Below are 21695 nucleotides of genomic sequence, written 5' to 3' on the forward strand. Positions count from 1 at the left end.
CAGCCGATCAGACGAATGCATTGCTGTTGAGATGGCGCCAGCTGGGCGCCGAACTGTTGGCTTGCTGCGGGTCCAGCGCCTTGACGGAGCCGACGATGGCATTTCCGGCGATGCTGACGACTTTGACGGGCGACTCCGCCTCGAGCATATAGTAAAGCGCCAGTCGACCCGCGGTCGCTGTTCCCTGCCGATTGATGATCGTGTTGCCGGTGACGGTGCCGAACGATCCGCCCTTGATCCAGACGAGAAACTGCAACCGCTGCCCCCTGATATTGTTGCCTGCAACCGTCAAAGTGGGTTCGGTGGACTCGTCGAGGTGAACCAGCAGATTGCTGTTGCTCTGCACTTCCCCCCCGTCCTGCGGCGCAGGCAGGGTTGCGATGTGGTTGCCGGTGATCCGCAGCGTGGCCGCAGCGGGAAACTTCTCGTTCAATACGCGGAACGCTGACACCGCCAGCGCCTTGAACGCGGCCTCCAGCCTGTCCCTCGACGGCAGCGCCGCAACTTCCGAGAGCACGCGTTCCTGTGCCTCGGGGCTGAGCGCCGGGTCGGCGTTGAACCCCTCCAGCAGCGCGGAGTTGAGCGCTTTCGCCTGCGACAGCTTCGCTCTGAGGGCACGCGCCGACAAACGCGGCTCGCCGAACGTCGCAACATTGCTGGGTTCGAGTTCGGCGGGCAGCGGCGTGGCCGATAGCGCCTGCTGCACACTCTGCATCAGGCCGAGATGCGCCCCCTGAAACGCGGCGAGGATCAAGCGGCCGTCGGACGGCGCGCCTGCCCCTCGCTCGAGCGCATCGAACAGCACCTCGCGATCCATCACCGTCGCCGCAACGAAGAAGCAGCCGTTCTCGCACCCGCTGACCAGGTTGTCCTCGCAGCGGACGACGCCGAACAGCGCACGCAGATAGATGGCCGCGGTCAGGTTCTGGAATTCGTTGCGGCTGATCTGCAGTCCGGTGAGAGCGGGGGCCTCGGCCTTGGCGCTGCCGTCGCGAGGGTCGATGCCTCCCACGATGCCGAGGATCGCACCGCTTTCGGACCCGGAATCGAGCGGCGTTTCACCGGCGATGCGATTACCGAGTATCCTGAGGTTGGAACACTCGCTGCTGATCCTGAGCGCGATCTGGATCGTCGAGCTTTCGTGCTGCGGCAGGCGGAACACGCAGTCCTCGATCCTGATGTCGCTGGATTTCGCCACCCACACACCCTGGGCAGGTCCTTCGCCCCCACTCGGAAGCACCAGTCCCAGCCGCCGCAGCGTGAGGTTCGAGGTCCCTTCGACCAGCACCAGCCCGCGCTTGAATGCGCCCGGGTCGCCCTTCTTTGGCTCTAGCCAGGCGCCGTCCCGGCATCCCGCAAGCACAAGATTGTGGAAGCGGCTGAGGTCCAGCGTTTCGTGCAGCACGTAACTGCCGGGAAGCAGCGAGATGCTGATGCGCCGCGACAGATCGGCCCCAACCAGGTCGCGGGCGAATTCCTCCAGCGTGGTATTGGCCGCGGCGAGCTCATCCGGTCCGATGGTGACGCTGCAGCTCGGCCCGCCGGCTGCATCGGCCTTGAAAAACCGCGCCCCGAAGGTGAGCGGCGCCGGGTTGGGCTCCGGCGTCCCCGCGACCGTGGCGGTGATTTCAACCAGGCCATTGTTCTGGATCGGGTCGCTGCCGGCGAGGATCGAGGTCTCGGCGATGCCGTCGGCATTGGTGAGCGTGCTGGCGTCGGTCACCTCGGCGTCGCCGCTGACCACCGCGAAATCCACGCGCACATCCTTGAGAGGTTGCTTCCCCCAATAGACCCCGACGCGCAGCGGACGCTGCGACTGCTGCTGGCTGTGGAGCAGCTGGCTGTCGCCGCCGACCATCCGCAACTCGATCCGCGGGCAGAGCCGGTCGATCGCTTCCTGCACGGTTTTCGCTGGCGTCGGCGCGATCCTGTCGCTGGATTGATAGGCACATTTGCTCGGGTCGAACGCTACGGCCGCAGCGACCGAAGCGCTGGCCGTGAAGCTGATCGGCAGGTGCGACGGCGACGCCTGCGCCGGCACGGTGGAATCGAGCAGCTCCGCGGTGACGTGATACTGCCGCGCGACGCCTGGAATGCTGAGGCTTGCCTCGGCAACGCCGCCAGCATCGGTGCGCAGCACCAGTGTAGTGATGGCGGTGCCGGTCGACTGATGCCCGATCTCGGAGCCGCCCGGCAGCAGCCCGAGGCTGGCGCCCGAGCCGGCCTCGCGCAGCGTGAACCTCACGGCCCGCCCGGCAACGGGGTGGCGGCCGCGCGTCACCCCGACCCGGAGCGGCGAATTGAGCGTCACAAGGTTCGCCGGCGCCGTCAGGTCGGTCGTCGCCTCCTGCCCGTCGCCACCCAGATAGGAAAACACCTCGAGTTCGCTCAGCGGCTCGAAGATCGGCCGGCAATCGCTGATAACGCTGAGGCCGGCCGCGGCCTTGTCGATGATGGCAAGCGCGCAATAGGCATGACGAACGCCGTGCGGCGGCAGCGCCAGCGGCGCGCCGGACGTCGCATCCGCCGGCCATTCGATCGCGGCGGTCAGCGTCCGGGCCGGGATCAGCCAGTACATGCCGGTGGCGGCGCGGCCCGCGGTGACCGTGACCTCGATGCCGTCTTCAAGCGACAGCTTGCCATCGGCGGGGATGGCCACCGGTCGTCCTCCCTCCCAGCGTCGCACCGTGCCGGACTTGGGCAGCACGTCGGCGTTGGGTTTGCCGTTCTGCACCTGCGGTTCGAGCGTCAGCGGATGAAGGATGGTCCTGATGCCGAGCCGCGTGCCCACCACCTCATCGACCTCGACGAAGTAGCCGGGCTCGCCGCCGAGCGCCCCCTCCTCGTCGCACAGTTCGAGCCAGTCGGCGGCGGCGATGCTGGCCGGGCTGTCGGGGCCGATCTCCTCCAGCACCAGGCTGCCATTGGCGACATTCAGCAGCCGGTGGCGATGGATCGCGTTGTCGCGTGACCATTTGAGCGTGATGCCTGCGGCCCCGGCCTGCCCCCCGGTGTGGATTTCGACGCGGTAGAGCTGGTTGTTGAGGCTGCGATAGCCACCATCGACCGGCAGTTCGCACGGGCTCTGATCGGCCGCGGCGGCCCGGGCAGCAGCGCTGAGCCGCATCGGCTCATCCCGCTCGGGCGTCCATCCAGGAGGAAACGTGCTGCAGCTCGGCGGCGACGCGATGGCGCCGGTATCGATCAATGGCTTTAGTGGTAGGGTCTTGACCTGCCAGACGACCTGGCTGCGCACCGCGGTGTCCGGTCCGTTGAGCGCGGTCTCGGCAATCAGCGGATCGTCCAGTACAGTGATCTCGCGCTCCCACACATCGAGATAGGCGAGATAGAGCCCGGGATCACCCTCCGGGTTCGGGTCGCGGAGGTCCGGCTGTACGCGCAGCGAGGCGAGGCCCGAGACTTCCACCGTGTCGTTGATGCCTATGACAGCGGAGAAGCGCAGGCGCTGGGGGCCGCCATCGCCCTCCTCCTCCAGTTCCTCGGCCACCCTGGCGCGTGTCAGCGCCCCTGCTGCGACGGTTTCGATCCACTGGTCGACCCGCAGCGGGGGACCGGCAATCACCTCCCACACAGTGGCCGCATCGGCGCCCGAGACGCGCTGCAGCACGCTGACCGGGCCGGTCTCGTGTTCCACCAGGATACCGCCGACATAGGCCCGTCCGGTGCCGATCAGCAGGTCGGCTCCGGGCGCTACGGGCACCACCGACAGCGCGAAGCCTGGCGCCGCGCCCGGCATGCCGGTGCGGCCGATGACGTCGCCGGCGGTCGTCCGCTCGACATGCCTGCCGATGTCGAACGCTTCGTTCCAGTCGGCATCCAGATGCACCCGGCCCTGTTGCTGCCGGACACCGGAGAAATGCCGGGAGGGCCGAAAGGTATCGCGCGTATAGTCAGCCATGACCGATCCTCAACTCTCAAAAATGACGTCGGCCGCGAGGCCGAACGGCAGATATTCCCTCAGGGCGTCTCGCAAATTGGCGAGCCGCTGCGGATTGCGGAGGTGGTTCAGGGCTCCCATCTCGGTATGGGCCTCGCCCCCCTCGGCGATTTCAGGCGGGCAGCGTTGCGCAAGCTGGCCGAAGGCGGCCTCCTCGCCCAGCGTCGAGGTGAACACCGGACGGATGCGCTGGCGGATGGCCATCTCCGCCGCGGCGGTGAACGCGGCGCCCAGACGCTCCCTCGCCTCGCTGACCTGCAGATCCGGAGCACAATGGAAGCGCCGGGGGGCGCGGGACCCAGTGGGCAGGTAGCTGAACCGCACATACCCGGCCTGGCGGCGCGCGATCGCGAGCGGTGCGGTGAAGATGCTGTCGGTTGCTACGAGGGTGCGGCCAGCGGTGCGGCCAAACACCGTCGAACGCTCGACCAGGAGATCGGCCGACCGGGCGTCGATCACCACGGGAGCGGCAGCCGGATCGCCATCGGCCACCCGATCCTCGCCCACGATGCTGTCGGTAATCCTGAGCGCCCCCGCGGCATCGGCGAGCCCGATGCGCCCGCAGACGCTCCGCTCAACCCTGAGGCTGAGGCCGGCATTGCCGGCTGCGACAGTCAAGCCGTCTCCCAGCGCCGACGCGCCGGCGCCGAACGTGCCGCAGCGCAGCTCGAGCCGCCCCAGTTGGCCATCCTCGACCTGCACGCACCCCTCCAGCAGCAACCCATCGAGGATGAGCGTGCCGGCGTCCTCGTCCGCCGTCGCCGTACCATGCACGTGAAGATCGCTCGCGACATGCGGCCGCCTCCCGGCCGGGATCAGATCCCCGGCCTGGCGCTGACCGGCCCCCGCGGCGCCGCGCACTGGCCAGCCGGCCGCGACGATGGCCAGCCTCGCGCTCTCGGGGATGACAATAGCCTGCGCCGTCAGATCCTCGTCATAGCTGGCGCTGTCGAGCAGCGCGATGATGCCCCGTCGGCCGGGTGTCGCACTGTCGTTCCAGAGCGTGATGGCCTCGGCGAGCGTTGCCACGATGGTCTGGTGCGGGTCGGCGCTCTGCTCTTCGGTGCGGCGCGTCACGCCGATCTGCCACAAGGGCGACGGCGCGTCGGTTTCGGCGAACGGCCCGATCCAGTCGGCCACGGAAGCGCGGCGGTCGCCGGGACCGGCGCCGAAATCGCCGGCGGCTCCGAACGCGTAAGTCACCTCGACGGCCTTGTCTTCATCGTCGGGATGCAGCGACAGGCGACCGAGCTCGGGGTCGAAATTGATCGTCCCGGCGACCGCCGGGCGGGTCCAGCTCGCGCCGCCCGCCTGCTGCCGGTCCTCGAGGTTGCAGCAATAGAGCTGTTCCGGTCTGAGGCTCGCGCCGTCGAGCCGCGCCGCAAACACCGGTCGCGTGCGGAAATAGAGCCCTCCCCCGGGCTTGCCGCAGCGCAGTGCTTCGAGGTCGGCCGCGATCCGGCGGCGGCGCAAGGGGGCGCGGACAGACGCCTCGGTGGTCGACTGGTCGGTACTCTGCTCGGTGCGCGGCCGGTTGAACAGCCTGAGCGACCGGCCCACCGGATCAAGGAAACGATAGCCAGCGCCATGCTGGGACATCAGTGGCACCACCCCGCCGAGATAGCCGCCCTCGCGTTCGTCGATAAGGAACGGCAAATCGTTGTTCTGCAGGCGCCAGACGAACAGCCCGACATTGGGGATGTTGTAGCGGCCGGACTCGCCGCCGATGGTGCGCACGTCGATGGAATGCGCGGCGCTTTCGAACGGCCCGCCGGTGAGCGAAGCGGCATCGGCGTCGCGTAACGACACGGTTGCAAAAGCCCCGCTCTTCTGCCGGTTGACGTTCCGCGTCTGGGTCAACAGGCTGAAGAACTCCACCGCTACCGCCGGCCAACCTGACACATCGCGGGCGAGCTGTTCGAGGATCACCCTCGTGCCCTTGGCCTGCCGATAGGTCAGGGTGTTGGCGACATAGGCGCGGAGGCTCCCCTCGCCGAACTCGCGCAGCGTCCGGGCGCCCACCAGATCGCCGATATAGGAGACGGCCCAATCCTCACAGGTTTCGATGAACCAGTTGTCGTAGAGCGCATCGATGTCGCGTTCGACGAGTTCCAGCTCCCGCGTCAGGATCTGCATCAGGGCCAAGAGCGGGCGCCCCTCGTCGGCGTCGCGCGCCGTGATGTAGCCCGGCAGCAGCTGGTACAGCCGATCGGTCGCACTGTTACGCATCGGCAACCTCCAGCGTCAGGGCGATGCCGGTGGGAATGGCGACCAGCAGTTCGGCGGCATCGATGGCCAGCGCATTGGCATCGACGACCCGCGCCGAGCGTGCCGGCATGACCGATTGCAGTGTCGTGGGGCCCCCGGCGGCCGCGCCATAGGTCGTGAGCTGGTCGAGGTCGGTATAGACGACGCCCGGCACCCGCTGCATCGCCGCGGTGATCTCAGCCGCGCTGATTGGGGTGGCCAGTGCGCGCTCGGCATAGCCGAAGCGGCGCAGCAGCTGGTCCTCGAGCGCCAGGCGAACGTCTTCGGGGCGGTGGCGCGGATCGTAGGCCACCTTGGCGGCGATCTGAAAATAGCGCTGCAGATGCGGGGCAACGAACAGCCGCTGCCCGGGATCGCGGCGGCGTTCGATCGCTTCGGCGAGGCTGCGCAACGTGCTGTCCGCTGCATCGAACACCCCCTCGATCTGCGGCGCCACGGTCAGGTGCACCACCTGCCGGCGGCCAAGCCGGAGCGCTGCGACCCTCGCCTTGCCGATGCCGGCAAAGGCGCGGGCGAAATCCTCGTAATCGGTGAGCGACACGATGCGGCCGAGGGTTCTGACGCTCTGCGGCGCACTGATCCGCGCGTCCTCGAGCGTCTCGGCCGGCGCAGCGCCGCGCGCCGGGCTGCGGTTGACCGCGGCCCGAATGCCCAAGGGTCGCGACTTCAGCAGCGTCAGGCTGTCCTCGACCACCTGTCCCTCAACCCCCATGCCGCTGCGATAGCTCGCCGTGACGTTGAGACTGCCGGTCGGCAGTCGCTTGCCATGCACGCCATCGCCGAACACCACCCGGGTCGTGCCGTCGTCGTCGATCCGCACGGCGTAGACCGCATCGTCAGGCCCGGCATCATAGAGGGCATCGACTTCCGACCAGGCGATGCCATCGACGCGCACCAGCAGCGTGGTCGCCGTGCCGCGGTCCGTGGCGGCCGGAACGAAGGTCAGCAGCGGACGCGACAGCTTGAACGCCTGATGGGCGAGCAGCGCGTCGCCGCTTCCCAGCACTTCCTCGCCGAACTCGCCATGGGTCGCGGGCGCCACATTGGCATTGGCGCGCAGGCTGGTCCGCACATAGCTGCGCGAAACGCCGACCTCGAACCCCAGCGTGGTAAAGCCGCCGACATGCGTTACGTCAGAGATCACCAGCGTTTCGCCGTCTGTGAGGCCGGGCGCATCGGCCCTCTCGCCGACGATCGAGACAGCGCTGCCCGGCAGCACATCGAGATAGAGCCCATCAAGCGTCAGGCTCCTCGTCTCCGCTTCGAGGGGATCGACGATCGGTAGCCCGCCCAGCGGCAGATGCTGGCACGCGACGCGGGCGATCGCGGTGCGGAAGTTGAGGTTCAGGCCGTTCTTGTCTTCCTGTTTGAGGTCGTCACTTTCGGTCCGGAGGAGGAGGCCGGTGGCCTTGCCGCTCAGGGCAAAGTCGGCGCGGGACTGCGTCGCGACTTGCGCCACGCGCAGCGCCCTGACGATCGACCCACTGGGATTCTCGAACAGCACCCAATCGCCGGGAACGATCTCCGCGATCTCGCGCTCAAGGAAGACATCGACCGGGTTTTCGTCATCGTCGTTGCCTTCACCGGTGAGCGAGACGCCCTGCGAGTCGGTCCAGATTTTTACCGGGACGTCACCCTCCTCCCAGTCTTTCGGATAGGCCTCACCCTGCGCATATCGCGCCTTTCCCAGCGACTTCCATTTCGGAGCGGCATTGCCGAAAAACCCCATGCTCTGCCGCAGCACAAACAGGCCCGGACTGACCTGCTCCAGCGGCGGTGCCTCGATTTCCCTGGGCACGCGGAACAGCAGCATCAGCTTGATGCGGGGCCAGGATTGAAACTTCACGAAGCTCGACAGCGTGTTGCCCGACCAGGTGGCCCGCTTGATGACCTTGGCGGCGGTCGTCACGTTGAAGGCGATCGGCCGGATATCGAGCTTGGCCTCCGGCAGCAGCGCCGTCATGAACTTGAGTTTCAGCGGCTTGGGCGGTGTCGGCTTGGTCTTGGGCTTGGGCTTGAGCGGCGCCAGGGCGACTTCCGTCAGCTGGTGGCCGATATCCTCGCTGACCTCGACGATGCGAAAGGCGCGCGTCTGCGCGGTTTTTCCGACGCCCGCCGCGATCATCCGCATGCCGGGCTTGAGGGCGAGCCCGAGCCCGCGCAGCTGGATCCGATCGACAAACACCCCTTTGATGACAGGCACGATATCGGCGTTGAGCTTGGCGTCTTCGATCAGGTCGCGCAACGCTTGGGCGATATCGAGTCCGGGCGCCACCGGCAGGTAGTCGCCGACATTGGCCTCGGTAATCTCGATGCGGTCGGCGGCATCGACCTCGCTGAGGTCGAAGGCAGAGTCGAGATCGAGCAGGCAGAGCTCGCCATGCCGTGGCTCGGCCTCGCTGCGCCAGAACATCGCAAGGTTCTGCGGCCGTTGCGTACGCAGCGCAATATCGTTCCATTCAGCCCGGGCGGTGATCGGCGCCACGGTCTCGAAGGTCTGGGGCCGTTCATCTGGCTTCTGCGGAACGCTCAGCACCTGCGTGCCCAGAGGCACCCCGACGACGCGGAACGGATCGTCGCGATCCTCCACCGTGAATGCGAGGCTCGCCGAAGCGGCGACGCCGGGCCTGAGCTCGTAGCCGATCTCGCGCGCCAGCTCGACGACGGAGTCGCGTTCGAGGGCAGTTCTGAGATACCCCTCGTTGGCGATCCGCTCCTGATAGAAAGTCAGGACATCGAGCGTGACTGAAAAGGCGTCGGCCAACGCAATAGTGGGATCGTCGGTCGCGCGGGCGGTGAGGCCGGCGAGCGGCAGCTTGCCCTCGAGCGTGGCCGGATCGATGATCCGCTCGCGCGGCAGATTGTGGAGCACGCGCGAAAGAAAATCGCCGTGGCGCCCGACGCGATTCTCGATAGCATCGAGACCGGATCGATTGCCCGGTCGCCGGGGGGCAAAGGCGGCAGGCACGTCGTCGCTGTCGCTGCTCATCGACCGCCCTCCACGTAAAAGCGCAGGCGGCCATGCTCGGGTGCGTCGGGGTCGTTATCGAGCCGCGCCACCTCCCGGCGGCCGATGGCGATGACGCCGTGCTCGGCATAGTCCACGCCCTGATCGTAGAACCGACGAAAGCGGCCGGTGGCCGCCGAGCCGGGAAGCTGCATTCCGACCCAGCGAACGCCCGGCACCGACATGGCGTCGGCGATAATGCTGCTCAGCATCACGTCCTGTCCGAACGTGAAGGCGTCGGCGTGAAAGAACCCCTTGGTGCGATCTTGCCTGAGACCGGAAGTGAACCAGCTGAGGAGCGCCGCCTCGACATGCTCGGCATAGTGTCCATCGGCGGCGCAGACGACCAGCGCGACATCGAGCGGCACGAAGACCGGCGGCTCGATTTCGAGATCGTGGCCGGCCAGCCGGAACGGCTCGAGAAAGCCGATGAGTTCCTGCTCGAAAGCCGCGTCGACCGGCCGCCCGCCGCGCTGGTCCACCGCGATGAACATTGTCTGCCAGCTGCCCGTCCAGCGCCGCTCCGCTATGGCGCGCTGCACGTCCGGGTGCCGCTCGGCAAACCCAGCGTAATCCTCGGCAGTCACCGCGCGGCGCTGCCGGTGGAAGGCCCGTGGCGCCGCGAGCTTGATGGCGGTCAGCGTTTCGGGGTCGGTGCCGCCCACCGCCGGCAGCGGATTGCGGATGCCGGTGACGAACTTCGCATCATCCAGCACGATGTGCCCCAGCGCGTCCGCGCCAATCCGGCCGGCCGAGCCGGTGCCGACCCGTAGCCGCGCCAGATAACGGACACCGGGTTGCGGCACCGCCCCGAACCGGTTGTCGCCGAAGCGCAGCTCGGCGCTGCCGTCATTGCCGGTCTCGACCACGAACTCGGTGGCGAAACGATCGCTGTTAAGCAGGTCGTTGCTCGCCACCCATCTTTCGCCGGCGCTGAGCTCGATCACCGGTAGGGCCGCGGCTGCGTCCTGCGTCAGCGCGTCGACCGCCGGACGTTGCCGGGCCGCTGCGGCATCGAAGGGCACGGCGCGGGTGAGCGGGCCGATGGTCACTCGTGGCCGGTAAAGCGGCGCGCCATAGCCCCGGGGATCCGGCTCCGGCGGTGTATCGGGATCGAGCGCGTTGCGTCCGACCAGGCCGGCGTGCAGCGATTGCCGGGCTTCGGCCAGCGGCGCGAGGTTGGCATAGGCGTAGTCGAGAGTGCGGCCGTCATCGGCGACGACGATGTTCCCCCGGGCGACCGCGCCCGGATTTGCGCCATCGACGCTCAGGTTGAGCGCGAACGGCAGGGCGTCGGCCAATGCCCAATGGATTTCGAGCACCGTCTTGCCCTCGAGCGGATCGGTCAACTCGCGCGGCTTGCGATCGAGCCGCACCGCATGCCGATGCGCCGGATCCGGCGGATCGGCGGCCGTGCCTCCGATTGGAAAGCGTTCCTCGAGGATCAGCACATCGCCCACCTCGAGATGGGTCGCGGCCAGCGTGCCAACGAGATGCGCCGCCGTCGCGCCGAGCGGCAGCCGGCCGCCGGTGGCGCTCCAGGTGTGAAAGCGCAGCTCGTTCTGCGAGAAATAGAGCGCGGTCACATCGGCCATTGTCTCGAACACCCGAACGCCGGCATTGAGCACCTCGTCGATCTGCTGCGGATCGCGGGGCAACGCCTTGGGAAGCGCGCCCAGGCCGCTCCGGCTGTCGGGCCGCGTCAGCAGCATGGTGCCTGATGGCACCAGCGGCGGGTCGATCCGCTCGCGATCCTCGCTGACCGCGATGGCGACCAAGGTGCGGGCGTTGCAGCTCTCGCCCGCCCGATAGCCGAGCAGCCGCGCATGGCGCCGCGCCGAGGCGCGCAGCCGGGCGCGCGACAAATAGGCCTCGGTGCCAACCGCATCCTGGTAGTAGCTCGCCATGTCGGCGCCGAAGGCGAGAGTTTCGACCAGGGTGACCCCGAGGTCGGCGGCGCTGCGTTCGGTCCAGCCCGGCATGGTCACTGCCATGCGGTCGATCATCAGCCGCCTGAAGCTCTCATAGTCCTTGGCGAGATAGTCGATGGCGGGCGATGGCGGCAGCTCGGGCTGCTCCGCCTCAGGTGGCAGGGCATCGAAATCGGTCGGGCAATCGGCCTTGAAGGAGAACTCGATCACCGCCAGCGCGGGGTCGAAATTGGCGGGCGCGTCGAGATGGCTGCCGCGCAACCGCAGCTTGTAGCGCGAAAAGTCGCCGGCCTGGTCCAGCGTCAGGCGCACGGTGTGGGCATCAGCGCCCAAACCGGCCGAAACGATGCGGATGCCGACAATCCGCACGCCGCCCTCGATGGCGAAGTTCTCCGCGCTCAGCCCCGCAACGCCGTCGGGCCTGAGGAACACCACGTCGAGCAGCCGCTGGCGCATGGCCTCGGTGGGCGCATCGTTGTCGAGCACTTCCAGATAATCGAGGCCGTTGAGGCGGAGCCCGCCGACCACGACGTCCGAGCCCAGGAGCTTTTGCCGTCTCTCGCTGCTTCCGCAAGGCTGTCGCCGGTCCATGTTCAGGCCTGCCTTGCCACTTGCACCGACCGCTCCTGGTCGCTGTCGAGCGGCCTGAAGCGGACGTCCACCGTGAGCGTGGCGTCGCTCGCCTCAACCTCGACGCCGCGCACCTCAATGACCTCGGAGAGCCAGCGCTGCAGGCTCGACAGCACCAGGTGCTGCAGCGCCATGGCCAGTTCGGGGGCATTCTGCGAATGCACCAGTTGCCTCGCGCCCGAACCGAAATCCGGACGGTTGACCCGCTCGCCCTGGCCGGTGAACAGCACCATCGCGATGAGGTCGCGCACATGCTCGTCAGCCGTGGCTGTCGCCGTGCCGCCGGTCGCCGCCACCCTGTAGGGGAACCCGAACTGCGTCATGAGGCGATCACCTTGGTCTGCACCAGCGAATAGATCAGCGGTCCGCCCGGGATCTGCTCGGGCGACACGCCCAGGTCCGCGACGCCCTGGAGGATGACGGGCTTGCCTTCGATGAACACCTTGCTGGAGAGGCTGGCGAACTTGGCCGTTGTGCAGGGCTGGGGTTTTCCGGGGGGCACGGTGAAGGGGCAGCCGGCAATGCTGGCGAGGTCCCCCGCCAGCAGCGATAACCCATTGTCGATCAGCACCTTGGTACCGCTGGCCTGCATGATCGCCGGAATGCCGTGCGTGCATTGCAGTTGCGTCAGTTGCGTCAGGATCGGAAGGACCATTATCGCCTCACTGCATGACCTTGAGACTGGTGCCGTTGATCGTCACGAAGCCGGCCTGGAGCTCGATCTTGTTGCCCGCGGCGCTGAGCGTCAGGCCCATCTGGTCGACGCTGATGGCCGCCTTGCCCGCGACGCCGCCCGCCGCGATCTCGATCTTGAGCGTCGGCAGCGCCGGATTGTTGTCGATCTCGAGCGTGAACTTGTCGGTCTTCAGCATGGTGACGCCGCTCGCCAGCGGCCCGGGCGGCACCGGTGCGTCGAGCGGCTGCGCCCAGAAGAAGCCCGAATAGATGGCGTGGCTCGGATCGCCCTGTTCGAACTCGACCCAGACGCCTGCGCCTTTTGGCGGCATGGCGAAGAACCCGACGCCCGGCCCGGCATAGGGCACGCATGGCCAGGCCCAGCCGCTGTCGCCGACGGTGATGCCCGGCACGCTCACCTTGATCCTGCCGCGTCCCGTCAGATCGACATTGTCTTCGACCGTTCCGCGGAATTTGCCGTAGTGCCGCTGGGTCATGTTCACGCCACCCGGACCAGCGGAAGCTTGGCCCCCAGTTCGGCGCGCGACAGCGTAAAATCCTGGTTATAGCCGCCGCGGGCGATCTTGTGGATGACGCTGCGCACCAGATATGTGCCGTCATGAGTAGCCCCGGCGCCGCGCAGATCGACCAGTTCGCGGGCTTGCAGCACATCGTTGTAGCGCGTGCTGTCGAGCGTGCCGCTGACGGTGAGGACATTGTCGGACGAGCTGTCGAGCTTGGCCTGGGCCCGCGCGAGCGCCTCGATACTGTTGAGGCCGGTGGTTTCCATGCCCACCTCGCGCAGGCTCGGAAAGCCGGTCAGGAAGGCCGGCAGCAGCCCCAGCGGCGGCCGCGTCGGCACGATCGAGAACACCGGCATGGTCTGGCCGGTGAGCGCGTCCTTGACGCTGCTCTTGACCGTGGTGATGGCGAGCCCGTCCTGCGTGAAGCTGAGGCCCGAGACATTGGTCGATGGCCCCATATTGGCGCTGAGCGCCGGCTGCGGCAGCAGCGGGGCGATGGGCGGTCCCCAATAGAGCGAATTCTGCAGCGGAACCGGACCCGATTTCACATAGGTGACGAAACCGAACCGCGCCGCCATCTCCTCGAGATAGTCCCAGTCGGTCGCCGTCTGCTGCGGCACATGCTCGATGCTGAGCGGGGGTGTGCTGAGCGTCGGCTGCCGGATGTCCGGCAGCATCGCATATTGCGGGTAGCTCGCCGCGATCTTGGCCGCGATTATTGGCTCGGGCTGATTGGGGTGCTCGGCGGGGTTGTACTTGCGATCGAGCGCAATGCTGAGATCGTAGCCGCTCAGCACCAGCTTGCCCTCCCCCGGACGATCGCCGGGCACCAGGTCGCGCCGTGTCACCAGCCCATCCATGATGACGCGCGGGCGGATGTCGAAGATCGCCGTCAGCACCACCCGGCTATGCACCTGCAGCAGTGGATTGAGGATGAGCTCGTAGTCGATGAGGTCGAACGGACCCGACCGTCCCACGGTAAAGGTCAGGCGAAAGCCGGAGCGCTCGCGATCGGAGTGGCTGACCTCGACCTCGGCCAGCGCCTCGAGCATACGGATCGGGGCCGGCATAGCCACCGGATCGGGTCCGATCAGCAGGTTGAGCCGTACCCCGAGGATGTTCATGACCCGGTCCCCGGCAGCCGGGGCAGCGGAATGACCAGCCGCCGCCCGGGCTGCGCCGTCAGGTCCAGCGGATGCATCGCTTCGTTGGCGTCGGCAACCTGATAGAGCCCCTGGGGATCGCCGAGATAGCGGTGGGCGATGTTGTCGAGCCGGTCGGAATCGGTGGTGGTCACCCCGCCCGCTGCGACATAGGACGCAGCAGGCGGCACCGTACGGCGCGCCACATAGGTGATCAGCCGGCCCTCGGGTGTGGTGGTGGTCCGGGTCGAAAGACCTGCATAGCGGCTGGTTTGCTCGAACATTCCTGCTCAGCCTCTTATAGCGTGAAGATATTGGCGTCATGTCCCAGCACGGCGCCGAGGTTGTTGACGGTCCCGATGGTCGCCATCGTCTCCTTGACCAACTGGTGGGCGAGGAAGGTCGCGTAACCGGGATGGGTCAATGGAAAATCGTTGTAGGTGAGGACCTGCAGCGACAGGTCGGCCGTCGCCCGGGTCGGATTGAGACCAGGATCGTGCATCACCTCGGACACCGACAGGTGCGTGAGCTTGACCGGCACAACGCGCTGCCAGCCGTAGATGAACAGCGTCAACGGCCCCATGGGCGGCACTACTTCGATGGTGCCGGTTGCGAGCAGCACCGTATTGGCGATCACCAGCGTGCTCTTTGGATAGGCCAGCATTTCGAGCGCGGCGAGCTGCGGGTTGATCCCCAGCTTCCTGGTCTTGCCATCATCGCTTTCGAGCTGGTCGACGGCGTCGATATTGATGGTGGCCGAGATCGTCTCGCGCGGCGGCCCGTTGAGCCGCAGAGCCTCCACCCGGGCACCGCCGGCCTCGCCATATTGCGGCTCGAGCGAGCGCGAAAGCTGCTCGGGGTTGTATTGAAACACCACCACAGAGGCGAGCGGGTTGAAGATGTCGATACCGACAATGGCACCCTTGAGGATTTTTGGCGAGCGCGGGAAATCAGTCATCTGCGGTTCCCAACATTGAAGCGAGTATCGTTGCGGGCATGTGGCATCTCAGTAGATGACGGTGATGCGGATCTTTTCGGCCAGGTACGGCGGCAACCGCTCAAGCGCCGTTCGAGCGACTGCCGCATCTGCTTCGCTGTGCAGTTCCCACAGGTATTCGAGCATGTCCCAGTCCTTGGCGAATTGCGCCTGCCGCCGCATCTGGTCGGCAGTCTTCTCGATGGTCTGCTTTATGAAGCGCTCGTCGGTGAGCGCTCCCGGCATCTTGACCTCCTTGGGCGTGCGAAGCTTCGGGTCGTAGTCGTCGACCTGGATGCGCTCGCCGGTTTTGGTCTGCCCCTCATAGGTGAGGTTCTTGGGGTTGCCGTGCTCGTCGACGGTCCAGCCGCGCTCGAACTCGGTTCCTTCCACCCCCATGCCGTGCCCCTTGGTCGTGTTGGTGAAGGGCGACGACGGCTCGACGACTGGCCTGCCGGCATGATCATACGTCACCACCGTCCGTTGGCTCTCGGCCGGATATCCAAGCCTCACATTCTCCCGCATGGCCTGTTCCTTGCGGATCAACTGGTCGATCTCGACAACGTCCTTGCGCAGCATCCTCGGTTTCTCAAAGGCTCTGGTGATGGCATCACGGATGTTCTTGGGGTACTTCCTGAGGTTCTGCTGGAAGAACCGCATGGCGTCGCGGACCGGAACCCTGGTGACGCTGTTTGCGTGAGCGGGCAGCTCGGGAGCGATCGGCTTCATCTTGGGTTTCGAGTACCCGCTCGACGGCTTTGCCGGAGTGTTCTTCGGTCCAACGGCACTCTTGGCGGGCGCCGGCAGCTCGGGAGTGATCCGCTCGGGCAGCTGCCTCGGACGCGGGCGGCCGCCGCCCCCCCGGGTCGGTTTCGAACCGCCGGTGCCGCGCGTGACACGGCCCTGCCGGGGCGGCGTCGGCTTGGTCAGGGGAGCCGCTTTCGGCCGATCGAGCGCGGCGCTGATTTCTGGCGGGCGCTCGCCCTTGAGCGCGTTCCCCGGCACCTCGGCCGGTTGCCCCACATGGCCATCGCCCGGACCGTAGGTTCCGGTGCCCTTCTGCTCCAGCGGCATGGCTTCCGCCGCGGCTTCCCGCTCGAGCTTTTTCTGCCGCGCCTCATCGAGCGAGCTGACCTTGGGGTCCTTTTCCGGCCGCACATTGTTGGCCGCCTCGCCCTGCAGCCCCTCAGCCAGCGGTTCGGCGTGCTCCAGCGGATCGACTTTCACATCGTTGACCGGTTCGCCCTTCAACCCCTCGGGCAGGGGTTCGGTATGCTTCAGTGGATCGACTTTGGCCTCGTTGGTCGGCTCGGCCTTGACCCCCTCGGGTGCAGGCTCGACCGGCTTCGGCGCCTCTGCTGTTGGTGGGTGGGCCTCTGTTGCCGGCGGGTGCACTTCGGCGGCCTTGGTGGCATCGGCGACCTCACCGGCTTTGGCGCCGTCGCCGGCTTTCGCGGCTTCGGTGGCCTCGCCCACGGCGCCGCCCTTACCCACATCGACCACTTCGGCAGCCTTGGCCACTTCGGCGGTCTTGGCGGCTTCGGTGGCCTTGGCGACATCGGCGACCTTGCCGCCGGCGCTGGCCAGTTCCTCGGCCTTGGCCAGCGACCCCGCGACTTCGCCGGTCTTGGCGAGCTCGCCCATCTTGGTTGCCGCGGAAGCCGCCTCGGCCACCTTGCCGCCCTTGCTGGCGGCGCCGGCCACCCCGCCGCCGACGAAGAAGCTGCCGATATCGACCAGCGCCAGCCCCGGCAGCTCGGCATAGCGCTTCGATTCCCAGGCGTCGATGTAGTTTTCGCCCAGCGCCTCGGCGAGACCGACGGTCTGCCTACGATCGCGCTCCTGGTCCGGCAGCATGGCACCGCCGAACTTGCGCAGTGCCTGGCCGTGCGACATTCGCTCAGGCGGCTTGCCGGAGGGTTGGCCGCCCTCGCTGACCTGCTTGCGGGCCTCCTCGGCGTAGGCGGCCTGTTGGCGGGCCTCCTCCTCAAGGTCGGGAAAGGTCGCGTCGTAAAGGTCTTCCTCCAGTTGGACGAAGGTACCGATGAACTTCAGCGGGTTGACGAGACTGGGCCCCGGCAGCTGTCCGAGGCCCTTGACCGTATCGAACGGATGCACCGCCATCTTGCCGATGCCTTCGACCATGCCGAAGGCCGCCTTGGCGACGCCGCCGACGAACTGACGGGAGTATTTCGACGTGTTGTTGGAGACCGCGAGGCTGCCGCGCTCCAGCGTCGGGTGCGCCTTCTCGTCGACCGTCGGCTTGGCCGGCTCGAGATCCTCGAAATCGTCGATCGCCTTGAAGGTCGCGTCGTGCACGCCCTTGAAACCGGAATCGACGCTGGCTTTCCAGGCCTTGGTGGCGTGGAGCGGATGGACGTGCCAGCCATCCTTGTCCTTGCTGACCAGTTTCTCGCCGAAGGCCTTTGCCGGTTTCGTCACCAGGTTCGAGTTTGCCTTGGCGATGCTGGCGATGTTCCTGGTCAACCCGCCCAGCACTGGCTTGCCCTCGGCCTTGTCGGCCAGCTTCTGCGTCGCCTCGGCCAGCAGCACCGCCGGCTGCAGCTTTTCGGCGTGGTCGATCAGCACCTTGGGGTCCTTGGCCACCTCCTGGACGAAGCTCGTCGCCTTGTCCTTGACGCTCGAGCCCACATCCTTGGCCTTGTTGATGGCGCGCTTGTACCAGGGCTCCTCCTCGGGCTCGGCGGCCGGCCCGGCTGCCGAACCGAGCCGAACGGTTGCCCTGCCCCCGCCCATCGCCTGATCGGCAGCGCGGCCCGCCTCACGCTCGAGCCCGCCGCTGCCGTCGATGCGCGGCTGTTCGCCACCACCGCGGCGCTGCTGCACGACATGGGCGAGTTCATGCGCGATGAGATGCCGGCCGTCGGCGCTCGGCGGCGAGAACCGATCGCCGCCGAAATAGATGTCCTGTCCAACCGTATACGCCTTGGCCGAGAAGCGGTTGGCGGCACGCGCCGCAGGCGCATCGCGATGCAGGCGCACGTCGGAGAAATCGGCGGCGAACGAATGCTCCATTTGTCCCCGCAAACCGGGCTCGAGGCCGTTGCCGCCGGCAGCGGGCGGCGCCGCCGGGAGCGCCGCGAGTGAGCCGCCGAACCTCGCGACCGGGCGCGGCGTCTCCTGCTCCAGCTGGCTCGCGGGCTTCGGGGCCGGACGCCCGTTCTGCTCGATTGCCGGGCTCTGCGCTTTGTTGCCGCGAAGCCGCGCCGGAATCATTTGCCGCCTCCCTTGGCCACCGGCAGCAGCGATTGACCGATGCTTTTGCTTAGCGCAGCGGGCGATGCCGTCGGCGCCGCGGTGACGGCGTCGGCGACGGCACGACGGATCTGCTCAAGGGCGACCACGCGCTGAGCCGGCGACATGCCCTCCAAACCGATGCTGCGGATATGGACGCGGCGAACCTCAACCATGCGGCGCCTCGTTCATCCAGCCGCGCAACTCGCCCTCGGTCAATGGTTTGCTGAGCTTGTCGTACTCGGCTCGCGCGGCGCGCTGCAGGTGCCGCATGCGGATCGGCGAGCCCTCGTCGGCGGCAATGAATGCCGCATTGAGAGCGATGTTTTTGATGTTACCGCCAGGCACGGTGAGTTGGGCGAGCCGCTCCACCTCGATGCCGTCGAGCGGCGCCTCGGACGGGAAGGCGAGCCGCCAGATCCGCCGCCGTTCGGCTTCCTCGGGCAAAGGAAAGTCGACGAGGAAGCGGATGCGGCGGAGAAACGCGTTGTCGATATTCGAACGGAAGTTACTGGTGAGGATGGCGAGGCCTCGATAGCTCTCCATTCGCTGCAGGAGATAGCTCACCTCCAGATTGGCATAGCGGTCGTGGCTGTCCTTTATTTCGGTGCGTTTGGCGAACAGCTGGTCCGCCTCGTCGAACAACAGGATGGCAGAGCTGTCTTCGGCGGCATCGAACAAGCGCCGCAGGTTCTTCTCGGTCTCGCCGATCCATTTGCTGACCGCCGCCGAAAGATCGACGCGGTAGACGTCGAGCTGCAGCGTCGCGCCGATCACTTCCGCGGCGAGCGTCTTGCCGGTGCCGCTCGGGCCTGAAAACAGCGCCGTGATGCCAAGGCCGCGGCCGTTGCTGCCGCCGAACCCCCAGTTCTGGTGCACTTGTCCACGTTGCCTGACCTGGGCCGCGATGGATTTCAGCATGTCGAGCTGGCGCCTGGGCAGGATCAGGTCGTCCCATTGGCTGCGGACGTCGATCCGCTGCGCCAACTCGTCCAGCTTCGGTCTGAGGCGAATGCGGGTTTCCGCCCAGAGCCGGTCCGCCAGCGGAACTGCCGAGCCGCTGCCATCCGCCGGAGCCAGGTCGGCGCTCACATTGGCCGTCACGTCGGCGATGATTTCGGGCGACGCGGTGAACGTCCCGACCAGCCGGTCGACCGCCGGCACGTCGGCGCCGATCGCTGGTCCCAGGGCCGTCGCCCACAGACGATGCTGGTCGGCCGCCGACGAACGCGGGACGACGAGCCGCAGGCTGTCGCGGCCGGGCACCGGCACGGGCTCGGCCGCGATGAGGACCAGCGGCCCGGCGATCGCCGCCGCAAAACGCAGGGCGTTACGAACGTCGCCAGGCAACGTCACATCGTGCAGATCGAGCACCGGCAGCGCCCCGGCCAGAATGGCTTCTCTCGACCAGAGCTGGGCCAGCCGCGCACGCTCGCTCGCGGCCGCGGGCAGCGCGTCCGCGGCGATGTGGTAGGCCCGACGGCCGGCCTCGCGCGCGCCGGCAGCGGCAATCGCCATTGCCGCGGTTCGGTCCGGGCCGACCAGTTCAAAGACTGGCGCGGATCCTTTGCTATCGGCCCCCAATTGCGCGCCAAACCGGCGCGCCAGGTCCCGGTGCGAGCCGGCCAGTTCAAACCGCAGTTCCAATCGCGTCGAGCCGAGCAGCAGTTCGGCATCGATGCTGTCGAGACCCACGAGGTGATGCAGCAGCCGCTCCGGGAGCACGATCCCCGCGAGGCTGGCGATGCTTTCCTCGCTCAAGCCGATCAGCGCGAAGCGCCGTAGCGGCGCCTCCGGCGCGAAGGCCTGCCAGTTCGCTTCGGCCAGCATCGAGAGCGCGAAAGCGACAGTGGGAAGGCGCAGCCTTGCGTCGCCCTGCGCGCCGGCGAGCACGGCGGCGCCGTCCGGCTCCAGTGCCGGCAATGCAGCAAGCAGCAGCACCTCGCAGTCGAAGCGGGTGAGTCCGGCCGCAACGGCAAGCCGCGCAAGCCGCTCCGGCATTTCGCTCCGCGGCGTGCCGGCGGGTGACGGCGCCGTCCCGGCGACGCGGGCCTTGAGATCGGCGAGGACGCTGGCGAAGCTCGGGCCGCTCATGTGATCTGCACCATTGGACCAACGATTTGACCAAAGGCCGGGCTCGCTCGATCGGTTTCGACGTAAGGTGCGCTTGCCGTCCCATCGACCAGCAACTGCGCGTAATAGCTGCCCTTGGGCACGCTTTTGAGCGGAAATTTCAGGACAGCGGCCGGAAATCCGGCATCCTCGATGGGTTCGTGATTGAGCTGGACGGTGGTTGAAGCCGCAGGGTTCTGGCCGTTGAACACCAATCGCGCATTCTGGCCGTGCCGGATACGGGGTGTGACAGTGACCGTGAGATTGCCGTTTACAGCGGCGTTTGCAGCGAGCGCTATATGCGGCCGCAGCAGAAACGTGGCCCGATCGCTGACCCGCTCGAGATGCCCGGGGACACCGGCGGGCGGCGGCAGCACCGTCTCGAGCACGACGGGTCCGGCGGCCAGCTCTTCTCCATCGAAGCTTGCAGGAGCCAGCGCCAGCTCGATGCGATCGGCCGTCACCCGCGCCGTGCTGAGATCCGTATCATGGCCGCCGATCCGCAGCGTCATGCCATGGCGGTCGAGCGAGTGGCCCCGCACTACCAGCGTGCTGTTCCACACCAGTGGCGCGGTGGCGCCCGCTGCCGCCTCGACGGCCAGCACGACCGGCCCCCCGAGCAGGAACACCGCAGTGTTGACCGTCGTCACTGGCGGTCCCGAGTTCACCGGGGTGCTGGTCTCGATGAGAACTGGCGAGCAGGTGTAAGCGAGGGACAGGAGGTAGGGCGTCTGAAACAGCACCGACCAGAGCTTGGACATTTCCTCAAAGCTCATAGGAGCCGGATGAATGCGGACCGGCTCGGGTTCGTGCTGCAGGTTGACGTCGGAGAGCGTCGCATAATCCTGCGCCACCTTTTCGATGGTGCGGCGCGAGATGCTGCTGCGATGCTCCAGCGTTCGCGAAACCGTGCCCAGCAGCAGTTCCGGCTGGAACAGGTCCGGCCGGCCGATGAAGGAGACGAGGTAGTGGAGGTCGAACGCGACCAGCGAATTGGCGACCTGCTGGCCGCTGCCGCTGCGGGCCGGGTGGTGCGCGTTGCGCCGGGCGGCATTCGGCGTCACCTGGAACAGAAAAAGGTTCACCACCGGGTCGGCCTCGGCCTCGTTCACCGTGGTCGGCCGGCCGACTTTGACGGTCGCCGTGCCGATCACCTCCTGGATCATCAATTGGATCGAAGCGGTGACGGCAGCAACTGACAGGTTGTTGCCCATCGT

General features: G+C 67.2%; 14 protein-coding genes. All 14 read right to left on the minus strand.

Features of this window, described 5'->3' with window-relative positions:
* Nucleotides 1–7: 7 nt before the first annotated feature.
* The 14 genes from AC0L26_RS14235 to AC0L26_RS14300 are packed head-to-tail and all read right to left on the minus strand — an operon-like array spanning nt 8 to nt 21692.
* A complete protein-coding gene (locus AC0L26_RS14235; protein ID WP_473633079.1) occupies nt 8–3919 on the minus strand; it encodes a DUF6519 domain-containing protein in 3912 nt (1303 codons plus the stop codon).
* A gap of 9 nt (nt 3920–3928) precedes the next feature.
* Complete coding sequence (locus AC0L26_RS14240; protein ID WP_473633080.1) at nt 3929–6187, minus strand: hypothetical protein; 2259 nt, start codon at nt 6185–6187, stop codon at nt 3929–3931.
* Nucleotides 6180–9215 (minus strand): putative baseplate assembly protein, encoded by a 3036-nt coding sequence (locus tag AC0L26_RS14245; RefSeq protein WP_473633081.1) that lies wholly within the window; start codon nt 9213–9215, stop codon nt 6180–6182. Before AC0L26_RS14245 ends, AC0L26_RS14240 begins: the two co-directional genes overlap by 8 nt.
* The gene (locus tag AC0L26_RS14250) at nt 9212–11755 is read right to left on the minus strand and encodes a putative baseplate assembly protein (protein ID WP_473633082.1); all 2544 of its coding nucleotides are present in this window, start codon (nt 11753–11755) and stop codon (nt 9212–9214) included. The genes AC0L26_RS14245 and AC0L26_RS14250 overlap by 4 nt, the downstream gene beginning before the upstream one ends.
* 2 nt (nt 11756–11757) lie before the next feature.
* Entirely contained in the window at nt 11758–12117 is a 360-nt protein-coding gene (locus AC0L26_RS14255; protein ID WP_473633083.1) for a GPW/gp25 family protein, read from the minus strand.
* Complete coding sequence (locus AC0L26_RS14260) at nt 12114–12449, minus strand: hypothetical protein (RefSeq protein WP_473633084.1); 336 nt, start codon at nt 12447–12449, stop codon at nt 12114–12116. The genes AC0L26_RS14255 and AC0L26_RS14260 overlap by 4 nt, the downstream gene beginning before the upstream one ends.
* Nucleotides 12450–12456: 7 nt before the next feature.
* On the minus strand, nt 12457–12966 hold the full coding sequence (locus AC0L26_RS14265) for a phage baseplate assembly protein V (protein ID WP_473633085.1): 510 nt from the start codon (nt 12964–12966) through the stop codon (nt 12457–12459).
* Nucleotides 12967–12968: 2 nt separating this feature from the next.
* The gene (locus tag AC0L26_RS14270) at nt 12969–14117 is read right to left on the minus strand and encodes a hypothetical protein (RefSeq protein ID WP_473633086.1); all 1149 of its coding nucleotides are present in this window, start codon (nt 14115–14117) and stop codon (nt 12969–12971) included.
* Nucleotides 14114–14419 carry a tail protein X gene (locus tag AC0L26_RS14275; RefSeq protein ID WP_473633087.1) on the minus strand — a complete coding sequence of 102 codons (306 nt, stop codon included), beginning with the start codon at nt 14417–14419 and terminating at the stop codon, nt 14114–14116. Before AC0L26_RS14275 ends, AC0L26_RS14270 begins: the two co-directional genes overlap by 4 nt.
* A 14-nt stretch (nt 14420–14433) precedes the next feature.
* Nucleotides 14434–15093, minus strand: a complete 660-nt coding sequence (locus AC0L26_RS14280; protein WP_473633088.1) for a hypothetical protein — start codon at nt 15091–15093, stop codon at nt 14434–14436.
* A gap of 48 nt (nt 15094–15141) precedes the next feature.
* On the minus strand, nt 15142–18348 hold the full coding sequence (locus AC0L26_RS14285; RefSeq protein WP_473633089.1) for an eCIS core domain-containing protein: 3207 nt from the start codon (nt 18346–18348) through the stop codon (nt 15142–15144).
* Nucleotides 18345–18542: a hypothetical protein gene (locus tag AC0L26_RS14290; protein ID WP_473633090.1), complete on the minus strand. Its 198-nt coding sequence runs from the start codon at nt 18540–18542 to the stop codon at nt 18345–18347. Before AC0L26_RS14290 ends, AC0L26_RS14285 begins: the two co-directional genes overlap by 4 nt.
* Nucleotides 18535–20460, minus strand: coding sequence for an ATP-binding protein (locus tag AC0L26_RS14295; protein ID WP_473633091.1), 1926 nt, complete (start codon nt 20458–20460; stop codon nt 18535–18537). Before AC0L26_RS14295 ends, AC0L26_RS14290 begins: the two co-directional genes overlap by 8 nt.
* Nucleotides 20457–21692, minus strand: coding sequence for a Pvc16 family protein (locus tag AC0L26_RS14300; RefSeq protein ID WP_473633092.1), 1236 nt, complete (start codon nt 21690–21692; stop codon nt 20457–20459). The genes AC0L26_RS14295 and AC0L26_RS14300 overlap by 4 nt, the downstream gene beginning before the upstream one ends.
* Between the last annotated feature and the right edge of the window lie 3 nt (nt 21693–21695).

It is taken from the genome of Mesorhizobium sp. WSM4823 (genome assembly GCF_055811195.1).